This is a genomic window from Piscinibacter sp. HJYY11 (assembly GCF_016735515.1).
Taxonomy (GTDB): Bacteria; Pseudomonadota; Gammaproteobacteria; order Burkholderiales; family Burkholderiaceae_C; genus Rhizobacter.
In genome coordinates, this window is record NZ_JAERQZ010000002.1 from 115596 (window position 1) to 128216 (window position 12621).

The following is a 12621-nucleotide window of genomic DNA, read 5'->3' on the forward strand; positions in this document are numbered from 1 at the left end:
GATGGACTGGACGGGTTCGCGTCACTTCTTGGCAGGCTTGGGCGCTGCTGCGCCCGCTGGAGCGCTGGCCGGCGCCTGCACGCCCAGTGCTGCGCGAACGTCGCGCTCCAGCGCGTCGATCTTGGGCTGCACAGCCGTGGCCAGGTCCTTTCGCACGGCGGCGACGTAGAGGTTGAGCAACTCCGGTTGCGTCTGCTGGAATTTCTTGAAGGCCGGGGCTTCCAGCGAGGTCACCAGCTGGCGCAACTCTTCTTCGGTGAACTTCTCTTCCAGGAACGGGCCGATGCTCGCCTGACCGATCTTGCCGGCGCGTTCTCGAACCAGGGGCATGGTGCCTTCCTCGTATTTCTGCAGGCTCTCCTGGATCTTCTTGACGATGGGCGGGTGCTTGGCCGGCGGGACCTGCGTCTGCAAAGCGTCATCGGCCATGGCCGCGATCTGCTGGGCCGGGCGGGCCACGACGTCGCGCGTGATGCCGTCCAGCTGGTTCTGCTGCAGGGTCAGCAGCCGCTGGACCAATTCCTTCTTGGCCGCACTGGCCGGCACACCGGGGATGGCGGTGTTCTGGGCATGGGCGACGGTTGCTGCGGCCACCAGGGCCAGGCCGATCAGACGCTTCATTCTTCAGTGCTTTCAGTGGTGGGCTCGTCGCCCGAGTTGGCATCGTTCTCGACGATGCGTTGCAGGCCGCTCAGCTTGGAGCCATCGTCCAGGGCGATCAGCGTGACACCTTGCGTCGCGCGACCGAGCTCGCGGATCTCGGAGACTCGGGTGCGCACGAGCACGCCCTTGTCGGTGATGAGCATGATTTCATCGGCAGGCCGCACCAGGGTGGCGGCGACAACCTTGCCGTTGCGCTCGCTCTGTTGGATCGCGATCATTCCTTTGGTTCCCCGGCCGTGGCGGGTGTATTCCACGATGGAGGTGCGCTTGCCATAGCCGTTTTCGGTCGCGGTGAGAACGCTTTGCGTCTCGTCCTCGGCCACGAGCATCGCGATCACGCTCTGGCCGTCTTCCAGCATCATGCCGCGCACGCCGCGGGCACCACGGCCCATGGCACGCACGTCGTCTTCATCGAAGCGCACGGCCTTGCCGCCGTCGCTGAAGAGCATCACGTCGTGCTTGCCGTCGGTGAGCGCCGCGCCGATGAGGTAGTCACCTTCGTCGAGGTCGACGGCGATGATGCCGGCCTTGCGCGGGTTGCTGAATTCGTCCAACGAGGTCTTCTTCACCACGCCCTGCGCCGTGGCGAAGAACACGAAGTGGTCGGCCGGGAAGCTGCGGAAGCCATCGGTCAGCGGCAGCACCACGTTGACCTTCTCGCCCGGCTGCAGCGGGAACATGTTGACGATCGGCTTGCCGCGCGATGCGCGCGAGCCCTGCGGCACTTCCCAGACCTTGAGCCAGTACACGCGGCCGCGGTTGGTGAAGCACAGAATGTAGTCGTGCGTGTTGGCGATGAAGAGCTGGTCGATCCAGTCGTCTTCCTTGGTCTGTGCTGCCTGCTTGCCCCGGCCGCCGCGCTTCTGCGCGCGGTACTCGCTGAGCGCCTGGCTCTTGATGTAGCCGGTGTGCGAGAGCGTGACCACCATGTCGGTGGGCGTGATCAGGTCTTCGGTGCCGAGGTCTTGCGCGTTGTGCTCGATGGTCGAGCGGCGTGCGCCGATCTTGGTCTGGCCGAACTCGAGCTTGATGGCTTGCAGCTCGTCGGAAATGATGGTCGTCACGCGCGAGGGCGTGGCCAGGATGTCGAGCAGGTCGGCGATCTGCGCCATCACTTCCTTGTACTCGCCGACGATCTTGTCCTGCTCGAGGCCGGTCAGGCGTTGCAGACGCATCTGCAGGATCTCGCTGGCCTGGTCGTCCGACAGGCGATAGAGGCCGTCGGGCTGCATGCCGTATTCGCGCGGCAGGTTCTCCGGGCGGTAGGCATCGCGGCCGCCGGCGGTTTCCTTCTCGGCGCGGGCGAGCATTTCGCGCACCAGCGACGAGTCCCACGACTTGCTCATCAGCGCAGCCTTCGCGATCGGCGGCGTGGCCGAGGTCTTGATGGTCTCGATGAACTCGTCGATGTTGGCTAGCGCGACGGCCAGGCCTTCCAGCACGTGGCCACGTTCACGGGCCTTGCGCAGCTCGAACACCGTGCGGCGGGTGACGACCTCGCGGCGGTGCTCCAGGAAGATCGCGATCAGGTCCTTCAGGTTGCACAGCTTGGGCTGGTTGTCGATCAGCGCCACCATGTTCATGCCGAAGGTGTCCTGCAGCTGCGTCTGCTTGTACAGGTTGTTCAGCACCACCTCGGGCACTTCACCGCGCTTCAGTTCGATCACCACGCGCATGCCGGACTTGTCGGACTCGTCCTGGATGTGGCTGATGCCCTCGAGCTTCTTCTCGTGAACCAGCTCGGCCATGCGCTCGAGCAGGTTCTTCTTGTTCACCTGGTAGGGGATCTCGTCGACGATGATCGCCTGGCGCGCGCCCTTGTCGATGTCTTCGAAGTGGCACTTGGCGCGCATCACCACGCGGCCGCGGCCGGTCTTGTAGCCCTCACGCACGCCGCTCGTGCCATAGATGATCCCGGCGGTGGGAAAGTCTGGCGCGGGGATGATCTCGATCAGCTCGTCGATCGTGGCCTGCGGGTTCTTCAAGAGGTGCAGGCACGCATCGACGACTTCGTTGAGGTTGTGCGGCGGGATGTTGGTCGCCATACCAACCGCGATGCCTCCGGAGCCGTTGACCAGCAGGTTGGGCAGGCGCGTCGGCAGCACGAGTGGCTCTTTCTCCGAGCCGTCGTAGTTGGGTCCAAAGTCCACCGTCTCCTTGTCGAGGTCGGCGAGCATCTCGTGTGCGATCTTCGCCAACCTGATTTCGGTGTACCGCATGGCCGCGGCGTTGTCGCCGTCGACCGAGCCGAAGTTGCCTTGCCCGTCGATGAGCATGTGGCGCATCGAGAAGTCTTGCGCCATGCGCACCGCGGTGTCATACACCGACTGGTCGCCGTGCGGGTGGTACTTGCCGATGACGTCGCCAACGATACGCGCAGACTTCTTGTAGGGCCGGTTCCAGTCGTTGTTCAGCTCGTGCATCGCGTAGAGCACGCGCCGATGCACAGGCTTCAGGCCGTCGCGCGCATCGGGGAGAGCACGCCCCACGATCACGCTCATCGCGTAGTCGAGGTACGAACGCCGCATCTCCTCTTCGAGGCTGATCGGCAGGGTTTCCTTGGCGAACTGGGTCATGCGGAGTGGGCAGAAAAGCCATGAAGGCAGGCACCGTTCGGCCTGCGCGCGAAACCCGCGATTCTAGGCGCTGGAACAGTGCTGTCGCAGTCGCGCAACATCGGGCTTTGCTTCGGTTTGCACCGATGGCAAAAGGCTTGGGTCCGAATACCCTATGGCACAATCGATTGTCGGTGGGAAACGCCCGAGTTACTTGGGGTTTGCCAGTACTTCCCGATTCGGTTTAGCGTTTCTCGTTAGAACATCTGCCCTTTCCTTGAGAGGAGAACCATGAAGAAACTGAACAAGGTCGCATCGCTCTTCGCAACCGCCACGCTCGCTATGGCTGCAGGCTCCGCGTTTGCCCAAGCCAAGTCCGTCGACAACTGGACCAGCGGCTTTGGCCTGCCCTGGAAGGCTGGCGCCGCCGACCTGTGCTGGCGTGATGCGTTCTGGACCCCTGCGACCGCTCATCCCTCGTGCGATGGCGCACCGAAGGCTGCACCGGCCCCCGCTCCGGCACCTGCCCCGGCACCTGCTCCCGCCCCCGCGCCTGCTCCCGCCCCCGCGCCGGTTGCTCCGCCTCCCCCGGCTCCTGCCCCTGTGGCCCCGCCCGCTCCGGTGAGCGAGAAGGTCACCTTCGCCGCTGACGCCTTCTACGATGTGGGCAAGTCGGTGCTGAAGCCCGATGCCAAGGCCAAGCTGGATGACCTGGTCAGCAAGACCTCGGGTGTGAACCTGGAAGTCATCATCGCCGTGGGTCACACCGACTCCGACGGTTCGCCCGCCGCGAACCAGAAGCTGTCGGTTGCTCGTGCCGAATCGGTGAAGAGCTACCTGGTCAGCAAGGGCATCGAAGCCAACCGCGTCTACACCGAAGGCAAGGGCGAAGCATCGCCGGTCGCCGACAACAAGACGAAGGAAGGCAAGGCCAAGAACCGCCGTGTCGAGATCGAAGTGGTGGGTACCCGTACCCGTCGCTGATCGCTGACTCGTGGTCTTAAAACCCCGCTTCGGCGGGGTTTTTCATTTTGACCGAGCGGGTTTCGTTATAGGCAGCGTGATTCTCTGGGTACCATTTTGAAATGATCAATGCCGACCCTCAGGAGCTCAACAAATTCAGTGAGCTCGCCCATCGCTGGTGGGACCCGGAAAGCGAATTCCGGCCTTTGCACGAAATCAACCCGCTTCGGCTGGAGTGGATCAACGGCCATGCACCGCTTGCGGGCCGGCGTGTGCTCGACGTCGGTTGCGGCGGGGGCGTCCTGGCCGACTCGATGGCGCGCAAGGGCGCGAACGTCCTGGGCATCGATCTGGCGAGCAAGGCCCTGAAGGTCGCACAGCTGCATGCCGCAGAGGCGGGCACGCCGTCGATCGAATACCGCGAGGTGGCCGCCGAAGCCCTTGCGGAAGAGACGCCCGGGCAGTTCGACGTCGTGACCTGCATGGAGATGCTCGAGCACGTGCCTGATCCGTTCTCGGTGGTGCAGGCTTGCGCCAGGCTCGTGAAGCCTGGCGGTTCGGTCTTCTTCTCGACGATCAATCGCAACCCCAAGTCCTTTCTCTTCGCGATCGTCGGTGCTGAATACATGCTGAAGCTCCTGCCGCGTGGCACGCACGAATACGCGAGGTTCATCCGCCCAAGCGAGCTCGCGCAGTGGTGTCGTGATGCCGGTCTTTCACTTGGTCAGACGCGCGGCATGGAATACAACCCGCTGACACGCCGCTATTCGCTGTCGGCCGACGTCAGCGTGAACTACCTCTTCGCTTGCACGAAGCCCGCCTGATGACAGGGCTTCGCGAGGACATCCGGGCGGTGCTGTTTGACCTCGACGGCACCTTGATCGACAGTGCGCCTGACCTGGCCGGTGCAGGCAACGACATGCGCAAGGCCCGGGGCCTGCCGCCGCTGCCGTATGAGACGTTCCGACCCATGGTGGGTGCAGGTGCGCGGGGAATGCTCGGCATTGCCTTGCAGATCACACCTGAGGACCCTGACTTCATCGCCCTGCGCGAGGAGTTCCTCAGCCGCTACGAAGCACGCATGAGCCAGGAGACGCATGTCTTCGAGGCGATGCACCCCGTCCTGGCCACGTTGCAGGCGCATGGCGTGCCCTGGGGCATCGTCACGAACAAAGCCGAGCGTTTCACCTTGCCCCTGGTCCGCACCTTGACGCTCGACGAGCGGGCAGCCGCCATCGTCGGTGGTGACACCACGCCGCATTCCAAGCCTCATCCTGAGCCGCTGCTGGAAGCCGCGCGGCGCATGGGCATTGCAGCCGACGCCTGCGTGTACGTCGGTGATGACCTGCGCGACGTGCAGGCCGGCCGAGCCGCGGGCATGGCCACGGTCGCTGCGGCCTGGGGTTATCTGGGCCAAGGCGACCCGATTGGCGCCTGGGGTGCAGACCATGTCATCGAAAGTCCCGGTGAGCTCTTGAACTTGCTGCGCCTGGCCTAAACTAAGCACTTCTCTGGGGCCGACCTGGTTTCGACGCGGGTACGGAGTTGGCGCAGGGCATGCCGAGGACCAGTCCCCTCGTAAATCCATCTGGAAACAAAGTAACTGCGAACGACGAAACGTACGCACTCGCCGCTTAATACCGGTGAGCTTCGCAACGGTTGGCCGATGGGCCGGGTCTGAGGGGCAACCCGAGGGCTGCGAAGTCATTCACATTGGCTCGCTCTGAGTCGGGTCACTCGACCCAGGGCTAAATCAAGTGACTCGGGGTTCAGGTAGCGTGCTGCTGCGCGACCTGGGCCCTTAAAACCCAAATCAGACAGCTACGCATGTAGAACTGTCCGGCAATGGCTTGCGGACGCGGGTTCGATTCCCGCCGGCTCCACCAAATCGAAGCGAACGCCACCGATGACCTCGGTGGCGTTTTGCTTTGTGCTTCGAGCTCAGGTCGCGTCGTCGGGCATGGCCGACAGGCGCGACTCGCGGATGCGCGTCTTCGACAGCGCACCGGCCGATTCGAGGATCGGGTAGGCGATCGAGCAGATGTGCGAGTTGATGCGCTTCAGGTCGCTGATCAGGTCGAGGTGAAGCGAACTCGTCTCGATGCTCTGCGCGGTGTTGTCCTGCAGGCGGGCGATGTGGGCGGCGGCATATTCGTGCTCGAGGTCGCGGAAGCGCGCTTTCTCTTCCAGAAGCTTGCGAGCGTCGCGCACGTGGCCGTCGAGGAACACGCTCATCGCAAGCCGCAGGTTCGCGAGCAGCCGCTCGTGCAGGTGCACGATCTCGGCCATGCCCGCATCGGAGAAGCTTCGGTTCTTGCGCACCTTCTTGTCTTCCACGTCCTGTAGCACGCGCTCGATGATGTCGCCGATCTGCTCCATGTTGATGGTGAAGGAGACGATGTCGGTCCAGCGGCGGCTCTCGCGTTCCGACAGGGCTTCGTGCGAGATCTGCGTCAGGTAGAACTTGATCGCGGAATAAAGCTCGTCGACCGTGTCGTCGAGCTGGCGCAGCTGCTCGGCGAGGTCGAGGTCGTTGTTGCGGATGACCGGAAGCACGCCGCGCAGCATGGTCTCGACCACGTCGGCCTGGTGCAGGGCTTCGCGCGCTGCACAGCTGATGGCCAGCGAGGGCGTGGCCAGTGCCACGGGGTCGAGGTGGCGGGGGCGGGTGCTGCTCGCGGCGCCGTTCTTCTCGACCAGCCACCGGTCCACGGTGCGGCCGACGAGACCAGTGAAGCTGATGAAGGTGATGGCGAGCACGAGGTTGAAGCCCAGGTGGAAGAACACCACCTGGTCGTGCACGTTGAACGCGAGCTGCTGCAGGAGCACGTGGATCTGCGGCATCAGCGGAATGGCCATCAGCACGCCGACGAGCTTGAAGATCAGGTTGCCGAGCGGGAGGCGGCGCACCTGCTGTGCGGCGTTGCCGGTGGCGATCATCGCGAGGAAGCCGCTGCCGAGATTGGCCCCGAGCACGAGCCCCAGGGCGACCGGCGTGGTCAGCATGCCCGACGCGGCCAGTGTGGCGGTCAGCAGCACGATCGCGAGGCTCGAATACGAGAGCACCGTGAGCGCGGCACCCACCACGATGTTGAGCATCACCTCGTTGGGCAGCGCGACCAGCAGGGCCCGCACGGCCGGCGCCTGGGTGAGCGGCTGGGTGGCGGCGACGATGAGCTGCAGCGCGAGCGTGATGAGCCCGAGACCGATCAGCACACGGCCGATGCGGCCGGCCGCGCTGTTCTGCCGCGAGATGAAGAGCACCACGCCGACGAAGATGAGCAGCGGCGAGAGCCATGACAGGTCGAACGAGAACACCACCGCCATCAGGCTCGTGCCCACATCGGCGCCGAGCATCACGGCCAGCGCAGGCCCCGTGGTCACGAGGCCCTTGCCGACGAACGAGGCCACGATGAGGCAGGTGGCGGTGCTCGACTGCACGACGCTCGTGACGCCCAATCCTGCCGCCGCGGCGGAGAGGCGGTTGCTGAAGCTGCGCGAGAGGATCTGCCGTAGGTTCTCGCCGAAGACCCGCAGCATGCCGGTGCGCACGATGTGCGTGCCCCACACCAGCAGGGCAATCGCCGCGAGAAGGTTCAGCAGGTGTTGCATGGCTTGAGTCTATCGCCGGGACATGGCCGAAATGGCTCAAAATGCCGGCTCCTTTCGAACCTACTGTTGGACTACTTGTTGGAGAGATGGCCGTGGCAATGGACGTGGTGGACTACGAGATCAAGGGCAGCGAGATGCAGTTCGTGGAGGTCGAGCTCGACCCCGGCGAGGCTGCCGTCGGCGAAGCGGGCAGCATGATGTTCATGGACGCCGGCATCAGCATGGACACCGTCTTCGGCGACGGTTCGCAAAACCAGGGCGGCATCTTCGGCAAGCTGCTCGGTGCCGGCAAGCGGCTCATCACCGGTGAGTCGCTCTTCACGACGGTCTACACGAACCAGGGGCAGGGCAAGCAGCGCGTGGCGTTCGCGTCGCCGTACCCCGGCAAGATCCTGCCGATGGACCTGAAGCAGCTGGGCGGCATGCTGATCTGCCAGAAGGATTCGTTCCTTTGCGCGGCCAAGGGCGTGTCGCTCGGCATCTTCTTCCAGCAGAAGATCTCGACCGGCTTCTTCGGCGGCGAAGGCTTCATCATGCAGAAGCTCGAGGGCGACGGCCTGGCGTTCGTGCACGCCGGTGGCACCGTGGTGCGCCGCGAGCTGAAGCCGGGCCAGACGCTCTTCATCGACACCGGCTGCCTGGTGGCGCTCACGCCCAACGTCAACTTCGAAGTGCAGTACGTCGGCAAGATCAAGACGGCCCTCTTCGGCGGCGAAGGTCTCTTCTTCGCCAAGGTCACCGGCCCGGGTACGGTGTGGGTGCAGAGCCTGCCGTTCTCGCGCCTGGCCTCGCGCGTGTTTGCGGCCGCGCCGCAGCGTGGCGGCAGCCGCGAAGAGGGCTCGGTGCTCGGCGGGCTCGCCGGTGGTGGCCTGTTGGGTGGCATTCTTGGCGGTGACGACGAGTAAGCCTCCCCGAGAGGGAACTTTGCGGAGGATGGCGCGCCTACACTAGCCGCCCGTCCTCCGGTGGTGCCTGTGTTGAATCCGTTTTCCGCTCTTTTGTCTGCGCTGGTGGCCGTGCTGGCCGCGCTCTGCTGCTCGTCGGCCCTGGCAGCCGACAAGCCGCCGATCTTCGTGCTGAATTCGCTCGACGCATCGATCAGCGTCATCGATCCGGTGAGCTTTACCGAGCTCAAGCGCATCCCGACCGGCAAGGAGCCGCACCACCTCTACCTCACGCCCGACGAGAAGTCGCTCATCGTCGCCAATGCCTTGAGCGACTCGCTCACGCTGATCGACCCGAAGACGGGCGAGGTGCAGCGCACCATCACCAAGATCATCGACCCGTACCACCTGCGCTTCTCGCCCGACATGAAGTGGTTCGTGACGGCGGCCAACCGGCTCGATCACGTCGACATCTACCGCTGGGAACCGCAAGACACGGCCACGCCGCTCAAGCTGGCTGGTCGCGTGCGCGCCACGCGCACCCCGAGCCACCTGGCGATCGACAGCAAGAGCACCACGGTCTACGCGTCGATGCAGGACAGCGACGAGCTGATGGCAATCGACCTCGCCACGCAGAAGCCGCGCTGGAAGATCGCCATCGGCAAGCTTCCCGCCGACCTGTACCTCACCCCTGACGACCGCCTGCTGATGGTGGGCCTGACCGGCGACGAGTACGTGGAGGTCTACGACGTGACGCAGCCCACGCCCAAGCTCGTCAAGCGCATCCAGACGGGGGCCGGCGCGCATGCCTTCCGTTCGCGCGGAGACGGCAAGCACGTCTTCGTCAGCAACCGGGTGGCCAACACCATCAGCATGGTCGACGTCCAGAGCCTTTCGGTGGTGGCGCAGCTGCCCGGCCCTGGCGGTCCCGATTGCATGGACCTGTCGTCCGATGGCAAGACCCTGATGGTCACCTCGCGCTGGGCGCGCAAGCTGAGCTTCATCGACATCGAGAAGAAACAGGTGGTTCGCCAAGTGGCGGTCGGCCGCTCGCCGCACGGCGTGTGGACGCTCGATCATGCGCCGCGCCGCTAGTGCCGCGCTGTTCGCGTGGGCGGTGGCGCTTCCGGCGCACGCGGCCTGCGACAAGCCGCTCTACCTGACCTTCGACACCGGCCACATGGGCGTGGCACCGCTCGTCGCCGAGGTGCTGAACCGCCAGGGCGTGAAGGCCACCTTCTTCCTCGCCGACGAAAAGACCTTGACCGGCGGGACGAGCCTCGACGACCAGTGGGCGCCTTGGTGGAAAGCGCGGGCCGCCGAAGGCCACCTCTTTGCATCGCACACCTTCGACCATGTGTATTGGGTTGCCGATGTGGCAGAGGGCTTTCGCGTGCGTGCGAGCGCGGGGCCGAAGGCCGGGCAGGTGCAGACCTGGACGCCTGCGCAGTACTGTGCCGAACTGCAGCGCCCCGCGGATCGTCTGAAGGCGATGACCGGGCAGGCCATGCCCAGGCTCTTTCGCGCGGCGGGTGGCAAGACCTCGCCCGCCTTGCTGAACGCCGCAAAGGCCTGCGGATGGACGCATGTCGGCTGGAGCCCGGCCGGCTTTCTCGGCGACGAACTGCCCAGCGAGCGCTACCCCAATGCCACGCTGCTCGCCCGTGCTCTGCGTGACGTGCGCCGGGGCGACATCCTCCTGGCGCACCTGGGCATCTGGTCGCGACGCGACCCCTGGGCACCGGCCGTGCTCGAGCCGCTGATTGAGGGGCTGAAGGCCAAGGGCTTCTGTTTCGCGACCCTGGCGGAGCATCCTGTCTACCGCGCCGCGGCCGTCGCGCGTTGAGCACCCCATGATCGACCAGCTCCTCCAAGTCTTCGCCGATGGCTTCCATCGCGTGCAGGAGCTCGTCTACGAAACCGTGGTGCAGCCCGTCGCGTTTGCGCTGGGCATGGGCAACATCCTCGAAGACGGCTACGCTGCCACCGGCTGGTTGCTCGTGGGAGTGCTCCAGCTCATCGTGATGCTGGTGGTGTTTCGAGCGCTGGAGCGTTGGCGACCGGTGGAGCCGGTGAGCGATCGGCGCGCAGTGCGGGTCGACGTGCTCTACACCTTGATCCATCGCCTCGGCCTGTTCCGCCTGGCCTTGTTCTTCTCGATCGACCCGCTGTGGGACATTCTCTTCGGCACCCTCAGCCTGCATGGTGTGTCGAGCTGGCAGCTCGACCAGGCGCTGGCGCCGCTGTGGCCTGGGCTCACCGACACGGCCTGGTTTGCCTTCCTGGCCTACCTCCTGGTGCTCGACTTCATCGACTACTGGCTGCACCGCGCGCAGCACAACTTGCGCTGGTGGTGGGGCCTGCATTCGCTGCACCACAGCCAGCAGCAGATGACGATGTGGAGCGACAACCGCAACCACCTGCTCGACGACCTGATCCGCGACAGCATCCTCGTGCTCGCCGCACGCCTGATCGGCATCGCGCCGGGGCAGTTCGTGGCGGTCGTGGCCTGCACGCAATTGCTCGAGAGCCTGTCGCACGCCAATGTGCGCATGTGGTTCGGCCCGGTGTTCGAGCGTGTGCTGGTCAGCCCGCGCTTTCATCGCCTGCACCACAGCATCGGCGCCGGCCACGAGTCGAACGGCCGCGGCTCGCTCGGCGGGCACAACTTTGCGGTGCTTTTCCCGGTGTGGGACGTGCTCTTCCGCACGGCCGACTTCACTTTGCGCTACGACCCGACCGGCATCCGCGACCAGCTGCCCGAGGAGGGCGGCCGCGACTACGGGCGAGGCTTCTGGTCACAGCAGTGGCTGGGCCTGCGGCGCGTGTTCGGGCAGCGCTGAGCCTGGCTTGATCCCCGGCTATCCTTGCGGCCCATGATCCGTTCCGTGTTCGATGCGGCGTGGCGCGCCGCGGCTTATTGCGTCCATCCGGTGGTGATCGGGCTGTCGTTGCTGCCGCTGGTGCTCATCAGTGGGTCGGCCTATGCGCTCAGCAGGCTGTACTGGGTGGATGCGATGGACGCGGTGCGCGGCGCGTTTGAATCGTGGGACCTGCTCGAAGCCTTGTTCAAGTGGCTCGCCAGCATCGGCATGAGCGGCCTGAAATCGGTGCTGGCGCCGCTGGTCGTGGTCTTGCTGGTCACGCCGGTGCTGGTGATCCTGTCGCTGGTGGCCGTCGCGCTGCTGATGGCGCCGGCGATGCTGAAGCTGGTGGCTCGCCGCCGGTTCCCAAGCCTGGAGGTGCGCCGCGGGGGATCGTTCGCCGGCAGCGTCTTCGTGAGCCTGAGTGCCACGCTGATGGCGGTGATGGCGCTCATCGTCTCGATCCCGTTCTGGCTCATTCCGCCGGTGGTGCTGGTGGTGCCGCCGCTGATCTGGGGCTGGCTCACCTACCGGGTGATGAGCTACGACATGCTCGCCGACCACGCCAGCAAGGAGGAGCGACAGGAGGTCATCCGCCGCCACCGGTGGATGCTGCTGGGGATGGGCGTGCTGACCGGCTACCTCGGAGCGGCACCGTCGCTGCTGTGGATCTCCGGCGCCTTGTTCGTGGCGGTGGCGCCGTTGCTCATTCCGGTGGCGATCTGGATCTACACCTTGGTGTTCGCGTTTTCGGCGCTGTGGTTCGCCCACTATCTTCTGGCCGCGCTGGAAGTGCACCGGGCTCAGCATGCCGCAGCACTCGCCGAGGCTGCCGTCCTGACCGAAAGCTTGGCGCCGCCGGATGGCCCAAAACTGGTGCGTTGAGATGTTCGCGAGCGCACCAAGTTGGTGTTGTTGATTGCACCAAATTGGATTCCCCAGCGGAGGCGGCGCTTCAGCGCACCAAGTGCCGTCTAAATCTTTCATCCGCCCCGTTATGGACCCGTTTCGACCACCTTCGATCAAGGGGTATCGGGCATGCTTTCTGCTACATTCCTGTGCGCTTTTCGGGGCCGGTCT

Annotated in this window: 11 protein-coding genes and 1 other RNA gene; 9 read left to right on the forward strand and 3 right to left on the reverse strand. The window is 65.1% G+C overall.

Annotated elements, in window-relative coordinates:
* Positions 1–21 precede the first annotated feature (21 nt).
* Together JI745_RS24300 and gyrA are read right to left on the reverse strand one after the other, a co-directional pair.
* Positions 22–621: a hypothetical protein gene (locus tag JI745_RS24300; RefSeq protein WP_201813010.1), complete on the reverse strand. Its 600-nt coding sequence runs from the start codon at positions 619–621 to the stop codon at positions 22–24.
* The gene (gene gyrA, locus JI745_RS24305) at positions 618–3239 is read right to left on the reverse strand and encodes a DNA gyrase subunit A (RefSeq protein WP_201813011.1); all 2622 of its coding nucleotides are present in this window, start codon (positions 3237–3239) and stop codon (positions 618–620) included. Before gyrA ends, JI745_RS24300 begins: the two co-directional genes overlap by 4 nt.
* 270 nt (positions 3240–3509) lie before the next feature.
* Here gyrA and ompA point away from each other — a divergent pair, with 270 nt between their 5' ends.
* From ompA to ssrA, 4 genes are all read left to right on the forward strand, one after another.
* Positions 3510–4202, forward strand: a complete 693-nt coding sequence (ompA, locus tag JI745_RS24310) for an outer membrane protein OmpA (RefSeq protein WP_201813012.1) — start codon at positions 3510–3512, stop codon at positions 4200–4202.
* A 101-nt stretch (positions 4203–4303) separates the two neighbouring features.
* A complete protein-coding gene (gene ubiG, locus JI745_RS24315; RefSeq protein WP_201813014.1) occupies positions 4304–5005 on the forward strand; it encodes a bifunctional 2-polyprenyl-6-hydroxyphenol methylase/3-demethylubiquinol 3-O-methyltransferase UbiG in 702 nt (233 codons plus the stop codon).
* Positions 5005–5679 (forward strand): phosphoglycolate phosphatase, encoded by a 675-nt coding sequence (gene gph / locus JI745_RS24320; protein WP_201813461.1) that lies wholly within the window; start codon positions 5005–5007, stop codon positions 5677–5679. The genes ubiG and gph overlap by 1 nt, the downstream gene beginning before the upstream one ends.
* 15 nt (positions 5680–5694) lie before the next feature.
* Positions 5695–6067: a transfer-messenger RNA gene (gene ssrA / locus JI745_RS24325) on the forward strand.
* 55 nt (positions 6068–6122) lie between these two features.
* Here the strand turns inward: ssrA and JI745_RS24330 are convergent.
* Positions 6123–7793: a Na/Pi cotransporter family protein gene (locus JI745_RS24330; RefSeq protein ID WP_201813016.1), complete on the reverse strand. Its 1671-nt coding sequence runs from the start codon at positions 7791–7793 to the stop codon at positions 6123–6125.
* A gap of 92 nt (positions 7794–7885) precedes the next feature.
* Here JI745_RS24330 and JI745_RS24335 point away from each other — a divergent pair, with 92 nt between their 5' ends.
* The 5 genes from JI745_RS24335 to JI745_RS24355 all read left to right on the forward strand — a co-directional run bounded on the left by JI745_RS24335 (position 7886) and on the right by JI745_RS24355 (position 12426).
* Positions 7886–8698: a TIGR00266 family protein gene (locus tag JI745_RS24335; protein WP_201813018.1), complete on the forward strand. Its 813-nt coding sequence runs from the start codon at positions 7886–7888 to the stop codon at positions 8696–8698.
* A 93-nt stretch (positions 8699–8791) separates the two neighbouring features.
* Positions 8792–9772, forward strand: coding sequence for a selenium-binding protein SBP56-related protein (locus JI745_RS24340; protein ID WP_201813462.1), 981 nt, complete (start codon positions 8792–8794; stop codon positions 9770–9772).
* Positions 9756–10523 carry a polysaccharide deacetylase family protein gene (locus tag JI745_RS24345; RefSeq protein ID WP_201813020.1) on the forward strand — a complete coding sequence of 256 codons (768 nt, stop codon included), beginning with the start codon at positions 9756–9758 and terminating at the stop codon, positions 10521–10523. Before JI745_RS24340 ends, JI745_RS24345 begins: the two co-directional genes overlap by 17 nt.
* A gap of 10 nt (positions 10524–10533) precedes the next feature.
* A complete protein-coding gene (locus JI745_RS24350) occupies positions 10534–11520 on the forward strand; it encodes a sterol desaturase family protein (protein ID WP_404932865.1) in 987 nt (328 codons plus the stop codon).
* Positions 11521–11553: 33 nt separating this feature from the next.
* A complete protein-coding gene (locus tag JI745_RS24355) occupies positions 11554–12426 on the forward strand; it encodes an EI24 domain-containing protein (protein WP_201813024.1) in 873 nt (290 codons plus the stop codon).
* Positions 12427–12621: the final 195 nt, after the last annotated feature.